General features: G+C 67.1%; 15 protein-coding genes. All 15 read left to right on the top strand.

The window, feature by feature from the left end; all coding sequences use genetic code 11:
• Positions 1-5: 5 nt before the first annotated feature.
• Genes FHW97_RS07000 through FHW97_RS06930 form a run of 15 tightly spaced genes read left to right on the top strand, consistent with a single transcriptional unit; the run spans position 6 to position 16,599 of the window.
• Positions 6-941 carry a 5'-methylthioadenosine/S-adenosylhomocysteine nucleosidase gene (locus FHW97_RS07000; RefSeq protein WP_171798623.1) on the top strand — a complete coding sequence of 312 codons (936 nt, stop codon included), beginning with the start codon at positions 6-8 and terminating at the stop codon, positions 939-941.
• 8 nt (positions 942-949) lie between these two features.
• A complete protein-coding gene (locus FHW97_RS06995; RefSeq protein WP_171798473.1) occupies positions 950-2,539 on the top strand; it encodes a gamma-glutamyltransferase family protein in 1,590 nt (529 codons plus the stop codon).
• The gene (locus tag FHW97_RS06990; protein WP_171798472.1) at positions 2,533-3,765 is read left to right on the top strand and encodes an allantoate amidohydrolase; all 1,233 of its coding nucleotides are present in this window, start codon (positions 2,533-2,535) and stop codon (positions 3,763-3,765) included. Before FHW97_RS06995 ends, FHW97_RS06990 begins: the two co-directional genes overlap by 7 nt.
• 43 nt (positions 3,766-3,808) lie before the next feature.
• Positions 3,809-5,002, top strand: a complete 1,194-nt coding sequence (locus FHW97_RS06985) for an alanine--glyoxylate aminotransferase family protein (RefSeq protein WP_171798622.1) — start codon at positions 3,809-3,811, stop codon at positions 5,000-5,002.
• Positions 4,999-5,895 (top strand): allantoinase PuuE, encoded by an 897-nt coding sequence (puuE, locus tag FHW97_RS06980; RefSeq protein WP_171798471.1) that lies wholly within the window; start codon positions 4,999-5,001, stop codon positions 5,893-5,895. The genes FHW97_RS06985 and puuE overlap by 4 nt, the downstream gene beginning before the upstream one ends.
• The gene (gene hpxZ, locus FHW97_RS06975; RefSeq protein ID WP_022677848.1) at positions 5,892-6,272 is read left to right on the top strand and encodes an oxalurate catabolism protein HpxZ; all 381 of its coding nucleotides are present in this window, start codon (positions 5,892-5,894) and stop codon (positions 6,270-6,272) included. Before puuE ends, hpxZ begins: the two co-directional genes overlap by 4 nt.
• Complete coding sequence (gene uraD, locus FHW97_RS06970) at positions 6,269-6,709, top strand: 2-oxo-4-hydroxy-4-carboxy-5-ureidoimidazoline decarboxylase (RefSeq protein ID WP_171798470.1); 441 nt, start codon at positions 6,269-6,271, stop codon at positions 6,707-6,709. Before hpxZ ends, uraD begins: the two co-directional genes overlap by 4 nt.
• Complete coding sequence (locus FHW97_RS06965) at positions 6,706-8,160, top strand: FAD/NAD(P)-binding protein (protein WP_171798469.1); 1,455 nt, start codon at positions 6,706-6,708, stop codon at positions 8,158-8,160. Before uraD ends, FHW97_RS06965 begins: the two co-directional genes overlap by 4 nt.
• Positions 8,157-8,483, top strand: a complete 327-nt coding sequence (gene uraH, locus FHW97_RS06960; RefSeq protein WP_062784738.1) for a hydroxyisourate hydrolase — start codon at positions 8,157-8,159, stop codon at positions 8,481-8,483. The genes FHW97_RS06965 and uraH overlap by 4 nt, the downstream gene beginning before the upstream one ends.
• Before the next feature lies 1 nt (position 8,484).
• Positions 8,485-9,921 (top strand): xanthine dehydrogenase small subunit, encoded by a 1,437-nt coding sequence (gene xdhA / locus FHW97_RS06955; protein WP_171798468.1) that lies wholly within the window; start codon positions 8,485-8,487, stop codon positions 9,919-9,921.
• On the top strand, positions 9,914-12,232 hold the full coding sequence (gene xdhB / locus FHW97_RS06950; RefSeq protein ID WP_171798467.1) for a xanthine dehydrogenase molybdopterin binding subunit: 2,319 nt from the start codon (positions 9,914-9,916) through the stop codon (positions 12,230-12,232). Before xdhA ends, xdhB begins: the two co-directional genes overlap by 8 nt.
• Entirely contained in the window at positions 12,229-13,182 is a 954-nt protein-coding gene (xdhC, locus tag FHW97_RS06945) for a xanthine dehydrogenase accessory protein XdhC (protein WP_171798466.1), read from the top strand. Before xdhB ends, xdhC begins: the two co-directional genes overlap by 4 nt.
• Positions 13,175-14,497 carry a guanine deaminase gene (gene guaD / locus FHW97_RS06940; RefSeq protein ID WP_216647676.1) on the top strand — a complete coding sequence of 441 codons (1,323 nt, stop codon included), beginning with the start codon at positions 13,175-13,177 and terminating at the stop codon, positions 14,495-14,497. The genes xdhC and guaD overlap by 8 nt, the downstream gene beginning before the upstream one ends.
• Positions 14,490-15,506, top strand: a complete 1,017-nt coding sequence (locus FHW97_RS06935; RefSeq protein ID WP_171798465.1) for an adenosine deaminase — start codon at positions 14,490-14,492, stop codon at positions 15,504-15,506. The genes guaD and FHW97_RS06935 overlap by 8 nt, the downstream gene beginning before the upstream one ends.
• A complete protein-coding gene (locus FHW97_RS06930; protein ID WP_084390841.1) occupies positions 15,487-16,599 on the top strand; it encodes a nucleoside hydrolase in 1,113 nt (370 codons plus the stop codon). Before FHW97_RS06935 ends, FHW97_RS06930 begins: the two co-directional genes overlap by 20 nt.
• The last annotated feature ends 5 nt before the right edge of the window (positions 16,600-16,604 follow it).

Raw genomic sequence — 16,604 nt, 5'->3', positions numbered from 1 at the left:
GGCGGATGAAAGCGATCCTGGCAGCCGCTGCCGCGCTGCTCGCCCTGCCGCAGGCGGCCCACGCCACAGCCACTGTGCTCGATCCCACGCCGCGTACGCTGGTACTCACCGCCTATGCCCCCGAATGGGAAGCCATGGCGGCGGTGATCACCCATGGCCGCCGGGTGAAGATCAACGATCGCGAGATCGTGCTGGGTACGCTGGCGGGGCGCCCGGTGATCCTGATGTCGAGTGGCGTCAGCATGGTCAATGCGGCGATGAACACCCAGCTGGCGATCGACCATTTCAAGGTCAAGCGCGTGGTCTTTTCCGGCGTGGCCGGCGGGGTGGACCCGGCGCTCAATATCGGGGACGTTGCCGTGCCCGAACACTGGGGCCAGTATCTGGAAGTGATGTTTGCCCGCCAGACCGACCACGGCTGGCAAACCCCGGCGCCGAGCCCGGCGGGTGCACCTGAAAACTGGCAGTTCATCTTTCCCAATGGCACGCGCGTGGGCAATGCGGCGCAGCCTGCCGCCAACCACATCCTGCTCGACGCTGATCCCGCGCTTGTCGCGCTGGCCCGCAAGGTGACGGCCGGCCTCACGCTCAAGCGCTGCGTGGCGCCTTCGGCCGGGATGAGCGCAGAGGCCAAGCTGTGCCTGCCGCATGATCCCAAGGTTGAGGTGGGCGGCACCGGCGTTTCGGCCGGCGTCTATGCCGACAATGCCCAGTTCCGCGAATACCTGTTCCGCGCCTGGCATGCCCGCCTGCTCGACATGGAAAGCGCGGCGGTGATCCAGGTGGCCTATGCCAACCGCGTGCCGGCGATCGTGTTCCGCTCGCTGTCTGACCTGGCGGGTGGGGACGCCGATCGCAACATGGAATATGTGTTCGATCACCTGGCATCGGTGAACGCCGCCACGGTGGTGCGCGCGTTCGTCGCTGGCCTGCCGGATTGAGCGCGGCGATGGCACGAACCCTTCACACCGTTAGCGGCCGTGGTGGCATCGTGACTGCGCCGCATTACCTGGCTGCAGAGGCTGGGCTCGCTGTGCTGAAAGACGGCGGCAGCGCCGCGCAGGCGACGATCACCGTAGCCGCGACGCTCGCTGTCGTCTATCCGCACATGACCGGGATCGGTGGCGATGGCTTCTGGCTGATCCGCGAAAACGACGGCCGCGTTCACGGCGTGCATGGCGTGGGCGGCGCGGCGCAAGCTGCTGATCTGGCGCTCTATGCCGGGCATGCCACGGTGCCGTGGCGCGGCCCGCTGGCGGCCAACACCGTCGCGGGGACGCTGTCTGCATGGCAGGCCGTGCTGGAAAGCGAGCCGGCGCTATTGCCGCTTGCCCGCCTGCTTGCCCCGGCGATCGCCCATGCCGAAGCCGGCGTGGCCGTCACTGCTGGCCATGCCGCGCTGGCGGTCGCCAAGGGGCCGGAACTGCGCGCGCAGCCCGGTGCCTATGCCGCGACGTTCGAACCCGAAGGGCGCCCGTTGCGCGAGGGAGACGTGCTGCGCCAGCCGGCCCTGGCGCAGACGCTGCGCCGCCTGGCCGAGGCAGGGATCGAGGATTTCTACACCGGCGCGCTCGGTGATCTGGTGGCGGCCGATCTTGCCGCGCTGGGCAGCCCGGTGGGCGCCGTAGACCTGGCCGCCCATTGCGCGCTGCGGCCAGCGCCGCTTTCGGTCGCGACCCGGGCTGGGCGGCTTTACAACAGCGCGCCGCCGACACAGGGCATTGCCTCGCTGCTGATCCTGGCGCTGGCGGAACAGGCCGGCTGCGGCCCTGGCGAAAGCTTTGGCCATGTCCACACGCTGGTGGAAGCGACCAAGCAGGCGTTCCTGTGGCGTGACGCCCACTGCGGCGATCCAGCCTATATGGCGCAAGACGCTCAAGGCCTGCTCGACAATACCGCAGCGCTGGCCGCGATGGCCGCGCAGATCGATCCGGCCCGCGCGCTGCCCTGGCCGCAGCCTTCGCAATGGGGCGATACCTGCTGGTTTGGCGCGGCCGATGCGCAGGGGCAGGTGGTCTCGGCGATCCAGAGCACCTATTTCGAATTCGGCTCGGGCCTGGTCCTGCCGCAAACCGGCATCACCTGGCAGAACCGGGGCGCATCGTTCCGCCTGGCCGAAACGGGCTGGAATGCGCTCAAGCCTGGGCGCAAGCCGTTTCATACGCTCAACCCCGCGTTGGCCGAACTGACCGATGGGCGGGTGATGGCCTATGGCACGATGGGTGGGGAAGGGCAGCCGCAGACCCAGGCCGCGCTATTCTCGCGCCATGTCTGGCACGGCATGGATTTGCAGGAGGCGATTTCGGCGCCGCGCTGGCTGCTGGGCCGCACCTGGGGCGAGGACAGCACCACGCTCAAGATCGAGGATGGGTTCGATCCGGCGGTCTATGCCGCGCTGGAGCAAGCCGGCCATGTGGTGGAACGCGTCGGCCCGCTGACCGCGATGATGGGCCATGCCGGCGCGGTGGTGCGCGAGGCCGATGGCGCGTTGTATGGCGCGACCGATCCGCGCAGCGACGGGGGCGTGGCCGCATGGTGAGCGGCGGTGGGATGCGCGCGGTGGAGCGCTGCCGGGCGCTGGGCCAGGCACCCTTTTCTGACATGGCCGGCGGGCTCTACCGCGGGTGGCTATCCCCCGCGCACCGCGCCAGCGTGGCGCAGGTTGCCGCGTGGATGGCAGAGGCCGGCATGACCACCCACGTGGATGGCGCGGCCAACCTGATCGGGCGCTATCCCGGCACCGGCAATGGGCCGCCGCTGATCATTGGCAGCCACATCGACAGCGTGCGCGACGGCGGCGTCTATGACGGTCCGCTGGGCGTGATGCTGGGCATCGAATGCGTTGCCGCGCTTCATGCCGCCAACCGCCAAATGCCCTTTGCGATCGAGGTGATCGCCTTTGGCGACGAGGAAGGCAGCCGCTTTCCCGCCGCGATGTTGACGAGCAAGGCACTCGCCGGCCTGCTCGATGCCGTGCCCGAGATGGCCGATGCCCAGGGCGTTGCACTGGCCGAGGCACTGGGCGAGTGGCGTCTTTCGCCGCGAACCCTGCTCGCCGCCCGCCACCCTGGCGCCTTGGCCTATCTCGAGGCGCATATCGAGCAGGGGCCGGTACTGGAAGCCGAGGGGCTGGCGCTGGGCGTGGTAACCGGCATTGCCGCACAACTGCGATACGAGGTGACGGTAACGGGCCAGGCGGGCCATGCCGGCACATCGGCCATGCCGCTGCGCCGCGATGCGCTGGCAGGTTCCGCCGAGATGATCCTGGCGATCGAGCGTATCGCCCGGGCCGACGCCAGCGACCTGGTGGCTACGGTGGGCCGGATCGAGGCGGCGCCGGGCGCGGCCAACGTCATCGCCGGGCAGGTGCGATTCACTATCGACGTGCGCGCTGGCGAGGCCGTGCGGCGTGACCGCGCGGCGGCGGCCATCCTGGCAGAGATCGCGACGATCGCCACGCAACGCGGCCTGGGCGTCAGCCACCGCCTGATCCACGATCTGCCGCCTTCGCCCTGTGATCCGGCGCTGATGGAGCAGTTGGAATCCGCGCTGGTGGCCGCCGGCCATCCTCCGCGCCGCCTGGTTTCCGGTGCCGGGCACGATGCCATGAACCTGGCGCATCTGGCCCCCACGGCCATGCTGTTCATCCGCTGCCGCGACGGCATCAGCCACAACCCTGCCGAGCATGTGGAACCGGCCGACGCGCAAGGCGCCTTGGCGGTGATGCTGGGCTTTATCGACAATCTGGGAGCGTCCTGTGCTTGATCCCCTGCTTTTTGGCGAAATCGACCCGCCGCAGCGCCTGTTGATGGGGCCGGGGCCAGTCAACGCCCACCCGCGCGTGTTGCGCGCGATGAGCGCCGATCTGCTGGGGCAGTTCGACCCGGAAATGACCGGGTACATGAACCAGGTCATGGCGCTCTATCGCCCGGTCTTCGGCACGCAGAACCGCTGGACGATGCTGATCGACGGGACCGCCCGTGCCGCCATCGAGGCATCGCTCGTCAGCCTGATCCAGCCCGGCGAAACCGCCTTGGTAATCAATTTCGGGCGCTTTGGCCTGCTTTTGCAGGAAATCCTGCTGCGAATTGGCGCGCGCTTCGAAACGGTGGACGCGCCCTGGGGCGAAGTCGTCCCGGCAGAGGCGATCCGCGCGGCGGCAAAGCGAGTGCGCCCGCGCCTGATCTGCACGGTGCATGGCGATACCTCTACCACCATGGCTCAGCCGCTGGACGATATTGGCGCGATTGCGCGTGAGGTTGGCGCGCTGGTCTATGTCGATGCCACGGCGACGCTGGGCGGCATGGAGATCGCGGCCGATCGCTGGGGCGCCGACGTGATCACCGGCGGCTTGCAGAAATGCCTGGGCGGCCCATCGGGCAGCGCGCCGATCACCGTGTCCGATGCGGCGGCGCAGGCGATCTTTGCCCGCCGCCACGATGAAAAGGGCATCCGCGCTGCCAATGCGGTGGATGGCGCGGGGCCGCGCATCCCGTCGAACTATTTCGACCTGGCGATGATCATGGATTACTGGAGCGAAAAGCGCCTCAACCACCATACCGAGGCGACCACCATGCTCTATGGCGCCCGCGAATGTGCGCGGGTGGCGCTGGGTGAGGGGCTCGACGCGCGGTTCCGCCGCCACCGGGCCGCCGGCGCCGCGATGAGCGCGGGCCTGCGCGCCATGGGTCTGACGCTGTTTGGCGACGACGCGCACCGCATGACCAACGTGACCGGTGTCTATATTCCGCAAGGCGTCGATGGTGAGGCGGTGCGCGCGATGATGCGCGAGCAGTTCGAGATCGAGATCGGCACGGCCTTTGGCCCGCTGATCGGCAAGATCTGGCGCCTGGGCGCGATGGGTTACAACGCCATGAAGCACAAGGTGCTGATCACGCTCGCCGCGCTGGAAGCCTGCCTTGCCGCTCAGGGCGTGGCCCTGCCGCTGGGAGCGGCGGTGCCCGCGGCACTCGCGGCCTGGGACGCGGTGATGGCGGCATGACGCGCGACCTGATCGGCCACGGCCCGGTGCCGCCTGCGGCCAACTGGCCCGGCGGCGCGCGCGTCGCGGTGAACTTTGTCATCAACTATGAAGAGGGCGCGGAAAACTGCGTGCTCAATGGCGATCCGCTGTCGGAAGGGTTCCTGTCAGACATGGTCGGCGCCGCGCGTCATCCCGGTCGGGCCATGGCGATGGAAAGCCTCTATGAATATGGCAGCCGCGCCGGGTTCTGGCGGCTGCACCGCCTGTTTGCCGAACGCGATGTGCCGGTAACGGTGTTTGGCGTGGCAGCGGCCATGGCGATGAACCCGGCGGCGGTTGACGCCATGCTGAGCGTCGGGTGGGAAGTGGCCAGCCACGGCTATCGCTGGATCGACTATCAGGACGTGGCGGCGGAAGTGGAGGCCGAGCATATCGCAGAGGCCATAGCCATCCATACGCAGCTGACCGGCAGCCGCCCGCTGGGCTGGTATCAGGGGCGCACCAGCCCCAATACCGCGCGTCTCGTCGCGCAGGAAGGCGGGTTTGTCTATGATGCCGACAGCTACGCCGACGACGTGCCTTATTGGGATGCCAGGCACGGTCGACCGCAGTTGATCGTGCCCTACAGCCTTGACGCCAACGACATGAAGATGGTTGCCCTCAATGGCTTTACCGAGGGTGAGCAGTTCTTCCGCTATCTGCGCGATACCTATGACCAGCTTGCCGAAGAAGGTGGGCGGATGATGAGCGTGGGCCTGCATGGACGCATTGCCGGGCGGCCCGGCCGGGCGCGGGCGGTGGCGCGGTTCGTCGATCATGTGATGGCCGATGGGCGGGCATGGCTGGCTACGCGGCTCGATATCGCCCGCCACTGGATCGCCACCCACCCTTGTGCGGAGCAAGCAGCATGACGATCAACGATCCCGTCCTGCTGGCCGAGGTGGAGGCTGCCTTTGCCGCCTATGAGCGCGCGCTGATGGCCGATGACATTCCGGCGATGGACGCGCTGTTTCACGATGCCCCCACGACCAACCGCTTTGGCGTGGGCGAAGTGCTTTATGGCATCGACGCGATCCGCGAATTTCGCAAAGGGCGCGGCGGATCGCCGCAACGCCGCCTGGGGCGCGTGGCGATTACCGTCTATGGCGATGGGTTTGCCACGGCCGACGCCGAATTCTTTCGCGAAGGGTCTGAACAGCGCGGCCGGCAGAGCCAGGCCTGGGTCAAGTTTGCCGATGGCTGGAAAGTCGTGTCGGCCCATGTCAGCCTGGAAGGGAACAGCCATTGACCCCCCTGTTCGAGCATTCGCCCTGGGTTGAGGAACGCGCCGATGCCGCGCCAGCGTCGGGCGATCGCCATACCGATCTGATGGCGGTGGTATATGCCGCCACGCGTGAAGAGCAGCTTGCCCTGATCCGCGCCCATCCCGAACTGGCCGGCAAGGCCGCCATCGATGGCAGCCTGACGCAGGCTTCGGCGGCAGAGCAGGCCTCGGCCGGGCTCGACCGGCTTACCCCGGAGGAATTCGCCCGCTTCCACACGCTCAACGCTGCCTATCGCGCCGCGCATGACATGCCGTTTATCATCTGCGTGCGGCTAACCGACAAGGCCGGCATCCTGGCCGCGATGGCCGCGCGGACGCAGCACGACACCGATACCGAAATCGCCACGGCGCTTGCCGAAATCGGCAAGATCACCCGGCTCCGACTGGAGGACATGGCATGACCGACCTGCACGCGATCGATACCCAGGCGCTTGCCGCGCTGGAAGCCGAACTGGCACGCCAACTGGCACTGGTCGATTGCTTCGGCCCGGACTGGACCCGCCCGCGCACGGCACCGCAGGGCCATGTCTATGACGTGGTGATCGTGGGCGGCGGGCAGAGCGGCCTGGCCACCGCGTTCGGGCTGCGGCGCGAGCGGATCAACAACATCCTGGTGCTCGACGAGAATCCGGAAGGGTTTGAAGGGCCATGGGAAACCTATGCCCGGATGATCACGCTGCGCACGCCCAAGGGGTTGACGCCGATCGATTATGGCATTCCGGCGCTGACGCCGCAGGCCTGGTTTAGCGCGTGTTTCGGCGCAGCGGCATGGGATGCGCTCGACAAGATCCCGCGCGGAGTGTGGATGGAATACCTGCGCTGGTATCGCCGCGTCTTGAACCTGCCGATGCGCAATAATGCCAAAGTGGGCGGCATCATTGGCGCCGGCGACGGCCTTTATGGCTTGGAACTGGAGGATGGAAGCACGGTGCTCGCCCGCAAGGTCGTGCTGGCTACCGGCATCCAGGGCGGTGGGGAATGGCACACCCCGGCGATGATCCGGCAGAGCCTGCCGCGCCACGCCTATGCCCACACCAGCGAGCCGATCGACTTCGCCACGCTCAAGGGCAAGCGCATCGGCATTCTGGGCGGAGGCGCGAGCGCGTTCGACAATGCCAACTGGGCGCTGGGCGAGGGCGTGGGCGAAGTGCACGTGTTCATGCGTCGCAGCGTGTTGCCGCGCATCAACCCGATCCGCTTCATGGAGCGGGTAGGCTTTACCGCGCGCTATCCCGCGCTGTCTGACGCCGAAAAGTATCGCGCGATGGCGGCATTCCTGTCGCACAACCAGCCGCCGACCAACGATACGTTCAACCGCGCGGCAAGCTGGCCGGGCTTTGCCCTGCATCTGGCCAGCCCGTGGGAAAGTGTCGCCTATGAAGACGGGCAGGTGATCGTGACGACGCCGCACGATCGCTTTGCCTTCGACTTCGTGATCCTTTCGACCGGCCTCGTTTCAGACCCCCGCCTACGGCCTGAACTGGCCGCACTGGCGCCGCATATCGCGCTGTGGGGCGATGTCGTGGCCATGCCCGACGGCGAGCGTAACGCGCTGATCGACGCGCATCCCTATCTGGGGCCCGCGTTCGAATTTACCCCGCGCCACGCGGCCGATGCGCCGCTGCTGCACGGGCTGTTTGCATTCAACTATTCGGCGCTGATCAGCCTGGGGCTGTCCGCTTCGGCGCTGTCGGGGATGAAGAACGCGCTGCCCCGCCTGGTGCGTGGCATCGCCGACCAGCTGTTCCTGGACGACCGCGAGGAACTGCTCGCGCAATTCGTCGCCTATGACGAGGAAGAGTTCGTGGGCCAATGGCCACGCCCGGCCTCTGTGGCGGAGGCAGCGGCATGACGACGCTATCCACCCATGTGCTCGACACCACGAGCGGCCGCCCGGCGCAGGGGATGCGCGTGATGCTGTGGTCGGCAGACAGCCTGCTGGCCGAGGGCGAGACCGACGCTGATGGACGCCTGCGCGATTTTCCCGCGCTGGAGCAGGGCGCCTATACCCTGGCATTCCACGTCGCCGACTATTTCCGCGCGCAGGGCGCAGAACTGCCCGATCCGCCGTTTCTCGATGTCGTGCCGATCCATTTCGGGGTGAGCGTGCAAGGGCATTATCATGTACCCTTGCTGGCCTCGCCCTATGCCTATTCCACCTATCGGGGCAGCTGACATGGCGTTGCGCTTTGTCTGCGATGGTCAGTTGGTAGAGCTCGATGATGTCGCGCCCGGCGACACCGTGCTCGATTTCCTGCGCGGGCGGGCCGGCAAGACCGGCACCAAGGAAGGGTGCGGCGAGGGTGATTGTGGCGCCTGCACCGTGCTGGTGGGCACGCCGCTGGCGCGCGAGGATCGGCTGATCTGGCGCGTGGTCAATGCCTGCATCCAGTTCCTGCCAATGCTGCATGGCAAGGCGGTGTTGACTGTGAACGGGCTCGGAACCGGACTCAACCCGTTGCAGCAGACCATGGCCTGCAACGGCGCATCGCAATGCGGGTTCTGCACGCCCGGCTTCGTCATGTCGCTCCATGGCCGCGCGATTGGCGCGGTGGGGGCAGACCTGCCGGTGGGCGACGTGCTGGCCGGAAACCTCTGCCGCTGCACCGGCTATGGACCGCTGCTGGACGCTGGCGCACAGCATGCGCAGTTGGCGCAGGACGATGCCGCGCTGCTCGCCCTGCTGCGCCAGGTGGCGGTAGCCGGGCCGGCTTGCGGCCAAGCGCGGCTGCCCGATGGCGGCACGGCGCGCTGGTTCATTCCCGACAGTGCCGATGCCCTTGCGACGCTGCTGGCACAATATCCCGAGGCGCGCATCGTCGCCGGTGCCACCGACGTGGGCCTGTGGGTGACCAAGAAGCTGGTCGATCTCGAAACGGTGATTTTCGTGGGCGATGTGGCCGAACTCGGCACGATCGCGGAAACCGACCAGGGCCTGACGATCGGCGGCGCGGTGCGCTATGCCGATGCCCACGCGGCGCTGGCCCGGCTCAGTCCCGATCTGGGCGAACTGGTAAGGCGCATCGGCGGTTTGCAGGTGCGCAACGCCGGCACCATCGGCGGCAATATCGCCAATGGCTCACCGATCGGCGATGGCCCGCCAGCGCTGATCGCGCTAGGCGCCATGCTAAGGCTGCGATCGGTGCGCGGGCGGCGGACGATGCCGCTCGATGATTTCTTCATTGCCTATGGCCAGCAGGATCGCAGCCCCGACGAATTTGTCGAAAGCCTGTTCATTCCACGCCCCGGCCCACAGGATATCATACATATTTCCAAGCTTTCCAAACGCTTTGACAGCGACATCTCGGCCGTGTGCGGCGCTTTTTGCCTGCGCGTGGAACAGGGCGTGATCACCGCTGCGCGCGTGGCCTTTGGCGGCATGGCAGCCACCCCGCGCCGCGCGCCGCAAGCCGAAGCGGTGCTGACCAACGCGCCCTTGTCGGCAGAAACCATCGCCGCTGCGGCCCAGGCGATCCGCAGCGATTTCGCGCCGCTCAGCGATGTGCGCGGCAGCGCGGCCTATCGGCTGGAAGCGGCCGGCAATCTGGTGTGGCGCCTGTGGCATCAGGCCCAGGGTTTGCCGGTGCGCGTGCAGGAGGTGGCCCATGGCTGACACTCTGTCACGCCCACCCGCCGGCCCTGTGGTCGGCATGGGCCAGCGCCACGATAGCGCGCACCTGCACGTAACGGGCCAGGCGCGCTATATCGATGACGAGCCGGAACTGCCCGGCCTGCTGCACCTGGCATTCGGCACGTCGACCAAGGCCCGCGCACAGATCGTGGCGATGGACCTTGCCGCCGTGCGCGCGGCGCCGGGCGTAGTCGCGGTCTATACCGCCGGCGATATTCCCGGCGCGAACGACGTTTCGCCCGTGGCCGGGGACGATCGCCTGCTGGCGCAGGACGAGGTGGTATGGCTCGGCCAGCCGGTGTTCCTGGTCGCGGCAACCAGCCGCCGCGCGGCGCGCCAGGCCGCCCGCTTGGGCAAGATCATCTATGCCGCGCAAGAGCCGATCCTGACGGTCGAGCAGGCCCGCACCCAGCACAGCCTGATCGAGCCGACCCAGCGCATGGCGCGGGGCGATGCTGCCGCCGCGCTGGCTGCCGCGCCGCATCGCCTTGCCGGGCAACTGGCGATGGGCGGGCAGGATCACTTCTATCTCGAAGGGCAGATTGCTCTCGCCCGGCCACTCGAAGACGGCCAGGTCCACGTGCTGTCATCCACCCAGCATCCCAGCGAGGTGCAGCATCTTGTCGCCCACCTGCTCGGTCGGTCTTCGGCCGATGTCACGGTAGAGGTGCGGCGCATGGGCGGCGCGTTTGGGGGCAAGGAAAGCCAGGCCGCGCTCTATGCCGCCGCCGCTGCGCTGGTGGTGCATCACACTGGCCGCCCGGCCAAGTTTCGCGCCGATCGCGACGATGACATGGTCCAGACCGGCAAGCGCCACGATTTCGTGGTGGATTACGAGGTCGGCTTCGATGGCGAAGGGAAGATCGCCGGCCTGCACTTGCGCCTTGCCTCGCGCTGCGGCGCCACGGTCGATCTTTCGCCCGCGATCAACGACCGCGCGATGTTCCATGCCGATAACTGCTATTTCCTACCTGACGTGGAAATCGTTTCGGAACGGCTGAAGACCAACATGGTCTCGGCCACGGCGTTTCGCGGTTTTGGCGGACCGCAGGGCATGCTGGCGATCGAGCGGGTGATGGATGCCGTGGCCGGGCACCTCGGCCGCGATCCGCTCGCGGTGCGCGTCGCCAATCTCTATGGCCCCGGGCGCGACGTGACGCCCTATGGCATGGTCGTGGCCGACAACATCGCGCCAGACCTCATCGCCCAGTTGCGGGCAGAGGCAGGGTATGACGAGCGGCAGGCGGCCGTTGCGCGGTTCAACGCCGCAAGCCCGATCCTCAAGAAAGGGCTCGCGCTCACCCCGGTGAAATTCGGGATCAGCTTTACGACCACCCACCTCAACCAGGCGGGCGCGCTGCTGCACGTCTATGCCGATGGCTCGATCCAGATCAACCATGGCGGCACCGAGATGGGCCAGGGCCTTTATACCAAGGTGGCGCAGGTGGTGGCGCAGGCCTTTGGTGTGGGGCTGGACCAGGTGCGGATCACCGCCACGCGCACTGACAAGGTGCCCAATACGTCGGCCACGGCGGCCTCTTCGGGGGCAGATCTCAACGGTATGGCCGCGCTCGATGCGGCGCAGACGATCCGTGGGCGGCTCGCCGAATTCTGCGCGCGGACCTTTGGCGGTTCGGCGCAAGACGTGGTCTTTGCCGATGGGCAGGTTTGCGCCGGCGGCGAGACGATCCCCTGGCCGGTGCTGTGCCGCCGCGCCCACATGGCGCGCATCTCGCTCTCGTCCACCGGCTTTTACGCTACGCCCGATCTGCATTATGACCGCGCGGCACACCAGGGGCAGCCGTTCTATTACTTTGCCTATGGCGCGGCGCTGGTCGAAGTGGTGATCGATACGCTGACCGGCGAACACCGCGTGCTGGCCGCCGATATCCTGCACGATTGCGGACGATCGCTGAACCCGGCGATCGACAAGGGGCAGATCGAGGGCGGCTTCATCCAGGGGCAGGGCTGGCTGACCAGCGAGGAACTGGTCTGGAACGACGAGGGCGCGCTTTTGACGCATGCGCCGTCCACCTACAAGATCCCCACTGCCAACGACCGGCCCGTTCGCCTGACCGTGGCCCTGTGGGACGGCGCCAACCACCGGCCGACGATCCATCGCTCCAAAGCGGTGGGAGAGCCGCCGTTCATGCTGGCCAACGCCGTATTCTCCGCGCTGGGGGCCGCGATTGCCGCCTGCAACCCGGCGGCGGGCTGGCCCACGCTCGATGCCCCCGCTACGCCCGAACGCATCCTGGCCGCGCTGGCGCGGCAGCGGGGCACGGCATCATGATGTGGTGGGACATGGCGCGCGGCTGGGCGCAGGAAGAGCCGCTGGCGATGATCACCGTCCTGGCGTGCGAAGGATCGGCGCCGCGCGGGCCGGGCACGCGCATGCTGGTCAGCGCCACGCGCGCCTGGGGCACGATCGGCGGCGGCGCGCTGGAATTCCAGGCGCAGGAGCAGGCCCGCCGCGCGCTCGATCTGCCGGCCGGCGCCTGGCGCATTCAGGACTATCCGCTCGGCCCGTTGCTGGGCCAATGCTGTGGCGGACGGGTGCGGCTGCTGGTCGAACACCTTGCTGCGCAGGGCCTGGCGCCCTTGCAGGGCATGGCCGAGGGCGCGCTCCTCGTCAGCCATTTCGGCGCGGCGCGGATTGACCGGCACTGGATCGCCGAAGGGCAGCCCAGCGCGCTTTCCGCGCGGGGCGAACGGCCTGTCGCCGGCACTCGCATCCTTGAAGCAGTGGGGCAGTGGCGCCGCCCGGTCTATCTGTTCGGCGCGGGCCACGTCGGCCAGGCGATTGCGCGGCACATGGCCGGCCTGCCGCTGCGGCTGTGTTGGTTCGATACCCGGCCGATGTTCGAAAGCCTGGACGGTGTCACCATCGTGCCGGAAGACACGATCGCCACCTGCGTGACCGAGGCACCGGCGGAGGCGGCGATCGTGATCCTCACGCATGACCATGCGCTAGACTATCAGTTGACCCGCGCCGCGCTGCAGCGCCAGGCGCTTGGCTATGTCGGCCTGATCGGCTCGGCCACCAAGCGGGCGCGCTTCGTGTCGCGTCTCCAAGCCGAAGGCCTGGATGCAACCACGCCCGGCCGGCTCACCTGCCCGATCGGCATGAGCGGTATCACCGGCAAGGAGCCGGACGTGATCGCGATTGCGGTCTTGGCACAGCTTCTTCAATTGCCGCAGGAAGTGGCCGAAAAGAAAGAGAAAGTTTCGATCCTTGGGTAACCTGCGCGCCTTTCGTGGCGAAATCCTGAGCGTGGGCGATGATCCGCTGCACACGCCCGATGCCGTCGCCTACCACGCCGATGGCCTGTTGGTGGTGGAAGACGGGATCATCGTCGCACGCGGCGATCATGCCATGTTGGCTGCGCGTTTTGCCGATGTGCCGGTGACGCCGATCGCAGGCCTGATCGTGCCCGGCTTCATCGATGCCCATGTGCACTATCCGCAGATGGATCGCATTGCCTCGCACGGCGAACAGCTGCTCGATTGGCTGGAGCGGCACATCTTTCCCGCCGAAAAGGCCTTTGCCGATCGGGCCCATGCCGATGCCCTGGCCACGGCGTTCCTCGACGAACTGCTGCGCCATGGCACCACATCGGCGCTGGTGTTCCCCACCGTCCACGAAGGTTCGGTCGATGCGCTGTTCGAAGCAGCGCTGGCCCGCAGGATGCGCGTGGCGACGGGCAAGGTGTTGATGGACCTGGGGCCTGATGGCCTCAAAGACACCGTGGAAAGTGCCCGCCGCGAGACCGAGGCGCTGATCGAGCGCTGGGCGGGCAAAGGGCGCTTGTCTTATGCCATCACCCCGCGCTTTGCGTTAACCTCCTCCGACGCGCAACTCGCCATGGCCGGCGCGCTCCTCGCCGCGCACCCGGATGTGCTGTTGCACACCCACCTGGCGGAAAACCGCCACGAGTGCGCGGCGGTGGCAGCTCGCTTTCCCCAGGCCAGCGATTACCTCGACGTGTATGATCGCTTTGGCCTGGTGGGCGAACGCAGCGTGTTTGCCCACGGCATCCACCTGTCAGACGCCATGTGCACGCGCCTGGCGCAAAGCGGGGCGGGGATTGCCGTTTGTCCATCGTCCAACCTGTTCCTGGGATCGGGCTTCTTTCATTTTGGCCAGGCAGACCGGCACGTGGTAAAGCTGGGCCTGGGCACCGATATTGGCGCCGGCACCAGTTTTTCCATGCTCTACACCCAGGGGCAGGCCTATCAGGCGGCCTTGGCGCGCGAAGAACGGCTCGATCCGTTCCGGGCGTTCTACCTTGCCACGGCGGGCAGCGCGCGGCTGCTGCATATTGCTGACAAGGTGGGCGCCCTGGCGGTGGGGCAAGAGGCAGATTTCGTGGTGCTGGATGCGGCAGCAACCCCGTTGCTGGCACGGCGCTGCGCCGGGGCGAGCCTGGCTGAGCGGCTCTTTGCCATGCAGATCCTGGGGGATGACAGGGTGGTTGCGCAAACCTGGATCATGGGCGAATGCGCGTGGGACAAGCGCGCCGCCCCCGCGCGCCAGGAAGGAGCATTGTGTGGTTGATCTTGAAGCCTTTGTGCGCGGCCTGCCAAAGGCGGAACTGCACCTGCACATCGAAGGCAGCCTTGAACCGGAACTGATGTTCGCCCTGGCCAAGCGCAATGGCATCGCGCTGCCCTATCCCAGTGTTGAGGCAGTGCGCGCGGCCTATGCCTTTTCCAACCTCCAGGATTTCCTCGATATCTATTACGCCGGCGCGGGCGTGTTGCAGACCCGGCAGGATTTCCACGATCTGGCCATGGTCTATTTCGATCGCGCGGCCGCCGATGGCGTGCGCCATGCCGAAATCATGTTCGATCCGCAGACCCATACCGATCGCGGCGTGCCCTTTGCCGAAGTGATCGAAGGCCTGCTTTCGGCCAAGGCCGAGGCGCAGGCCCGCCATGGCATGACCAGCGCGCTGATCATGAGTTTCCTGCGCCATCTCTCGCAAGATGCGGCCTTTGCCACGCTGGCCATGGCCGAACCCTGGCTGGACCAGATCACGGCCGTAGGGCTTGATTCCTCGGAAGTGGGGCATCCCCCGCGCAAGTTCGAGCAGGTCTTTGCCGCCGCTGCCGCCAAGGGCCTCAAGCGCGTGGCCCATGCAGGGGAAGAAGGCCCGCCGGCCTATGTGCACGAAGCGCTGGACCTTTTGCATGTCGACCGTATCGATCACGGCAACCGCGCGCTGGAAGACGAAGACCTGGTCGCCCGCCTGGCCGCGCAGGGCATGACGCTGACGGTGTGCCCGCTGTCGAACCACAAGCTGTGCGTCGTGGAAGACCTGGCTGATCATCCGCTCGATCGCATGCTGGCCCTGGGCCTTGCGGCCACGGTCAATTCCGATGATCCGGCCTATTTTGGCGGTTACTTGGTCGACAACTACCTCGCCGTGGCGCGGGCGCGCGGTCTGTCGAATGAACAACTGACGCAGCTGGCGCGCAACAGCTTTGCTGGGTCATTCCTGCCGCAAGAAGTGATTGCCGGCCATATCAAGGATATCGATGCCTATGCTGTTGCAGCGCATTAAGCAGGGCGCGGCGCGCCTTTTGGCAGCAAGCGTGCTGCTGCTGGTGGCCAGCGCCGCCCACGCCGCGCCGGAGCGCCGCAAAGTGATCATCGACGATGATGGCTTTGGCCTGATGCAGGTCATGCTGCTGTCTGCGCCCGATGTGGAGGTGCTGGGCCTGACCACGGTGTCTGGCAATGCCTGGGCCAACCGCGTGACGGCGCAGGCATTGCGCGGGCTGGAATGGATTGGCCGCACCGATGTGCCGGTGGTGGCGGGCGCCACGTTTCCGCTGCTCAATTCCGAGGTAGCGACCGAGCGATGGGAGCAGACGCACGGGCCGCTGGTGTTCAAGGGCGCGTTCATGAAGCGCTGGGTAGAAGATACGCAGCAAACGCCGCCGCCCTATCACGGCCCGTTCGATGCCGTGGACCTGCCCGGCGGCAACCCCAAAACCCATGCCACCGACGAGATCGCCGCCAATTTCCTGATCCGCATGGTGCACAAGTATCCCGGCCAGATCACGATCGTTGCCTGCGGGCCGATGACCAACCTGGCCCTGGCGCAGCGGCTTGATCCCGCCTTTGCCGGCCTGGCCAAGGAACTGGTCTACATGGGCGGCAGCCTTGCCCCGCGCCAGGTGCTGAACAACCGCGCGGCGGCCGATTTCGCCCGTGAGTTCGTCAACAATCCGCGGCGCGAGTTCAACATCCGCTTCGATCCCGAAGCGGCCAGCATCATGGCGCGATCGCCCTGGCGCAAGATCACCATGGTGCCGGTCGATCCGTCGACGGCGACGCAATTGAGCCCGGCCCTGATCGCCAGGCTGGGCCAGGCTGCGCGCCCAGGTGTCGATCGCTTCATCAAGCAGTTGGAGCCGGGCTTTCCGCTGTGGGATGAAATCGCTGCCGCCGTCTGGCTCGATCCCGCCGTGGTTGCCACGCACCGCCGGCTGTGGATCGATTTCGAAAGCCAGCAAGGCGCCGGCTATGGCGACACGTTGAGTTGGGACGAAGCCTATCATCCCGGCCTGGGTGAACAGGCGCAGGACGTGGTGCTGGCGATCGACGTGCCGAAAATGGAAACGATGCTGGCGCGCCTGGTGGGCAAGTAGACCAG

Source organism: Novosphingobium sp. SG754, from assembly GCF_013149315.1.
In the GTDB taxonomy this organism is placed as follows: domain Bacteria; phylum Pseudomonadota; class Alphaproteobacteria; order Sphingomonadales; family Sphingomonadaceae; genus Novosphingobium; species Novosphingobium capsulatum.
This window is presented reverse-complemented; position numbering and strand designations above follow the sequence as displayed.

Coding starts and splice junctions, on each gene's coding strand:
- xdhA (WP_171798468.1), top strand. CDS start 8,485: ATGGCGTTGCGCTTTGTCTGCGATGGTCAGTTGGTAGAGCTCGATGAT.
- FHW97_RS06985 (WP_171798622.1), top strand. CDS start 3,809: ATGGGGCCGGGGCCAGTCAACGCCCACCCGCGCGTGTTGCGCGCGATG.
- FHW97_RS06995 (WP_171798473.1), top strand. CDS start 950: ATGGCACGAACCCTTCACACCGTTAGCGGCCGTGGTGGCATCGTGACT.
- FHW97_RS06965 (WP_171798469.1), top strand. CDS start 6,706: ATGACCGACCTGCACGCGATCGATACCCAGGCGCTTGCCGCGCTGGAA.
- FHW97_RS06930 (WP_084390841.1), top strand. CDS start 15,487: ATGCTGTTGCAGCGCATTAAGCAGGGCGCGGCGCGCCTTTTGGCAGCA.
- FHW97_RS07000 (WP_171798623.1), top strand. CDS start 6: ATGAAAGCGATCCTGGCAGCCGCTGCCGCGCTGCTCGCCCTGCCGCAG.
- uraH (WP_062784738.1), top strand. CDS start 8,157: ATGACGACGCTATCCACCCATGTGCTCGACACCACGAGCGGCCGCCCG.
- puuE (WP_171798471.1), top strand. CDS start 4,999: ATGACGCGCGACCTGATCGGCCACGGCCCGGTGCCGCCTGCGGCCAAC.
- xdhB (WP_171798467.1), top strand. CDS start 9,914: ATGGCTGACACTCTGTCACGCCCACCCGCCGGCCCTGTGGTCGGCATG.
- FHW97_RS06990 (WP_171798472.1), top strand. CDS start 2,533: ATGGTGAGCGGCGGTGGGATGCGCGCGGTGGAGCGCTGCCGGGCGCTG.
- hpxZ (WP_022677848.1), top strand. CDS start 5,892: ATGACGATCAACGATCCCGTCCTGCTGGCCGAGGTGGAGGCTGCCTTT.
- xdhC (WP_171798466.1), top strand. CDS start 12,229: ATGATGTGGTGGGACATGGCGCGCGGCTGGGCGCAGGAAGAGCCGCTG.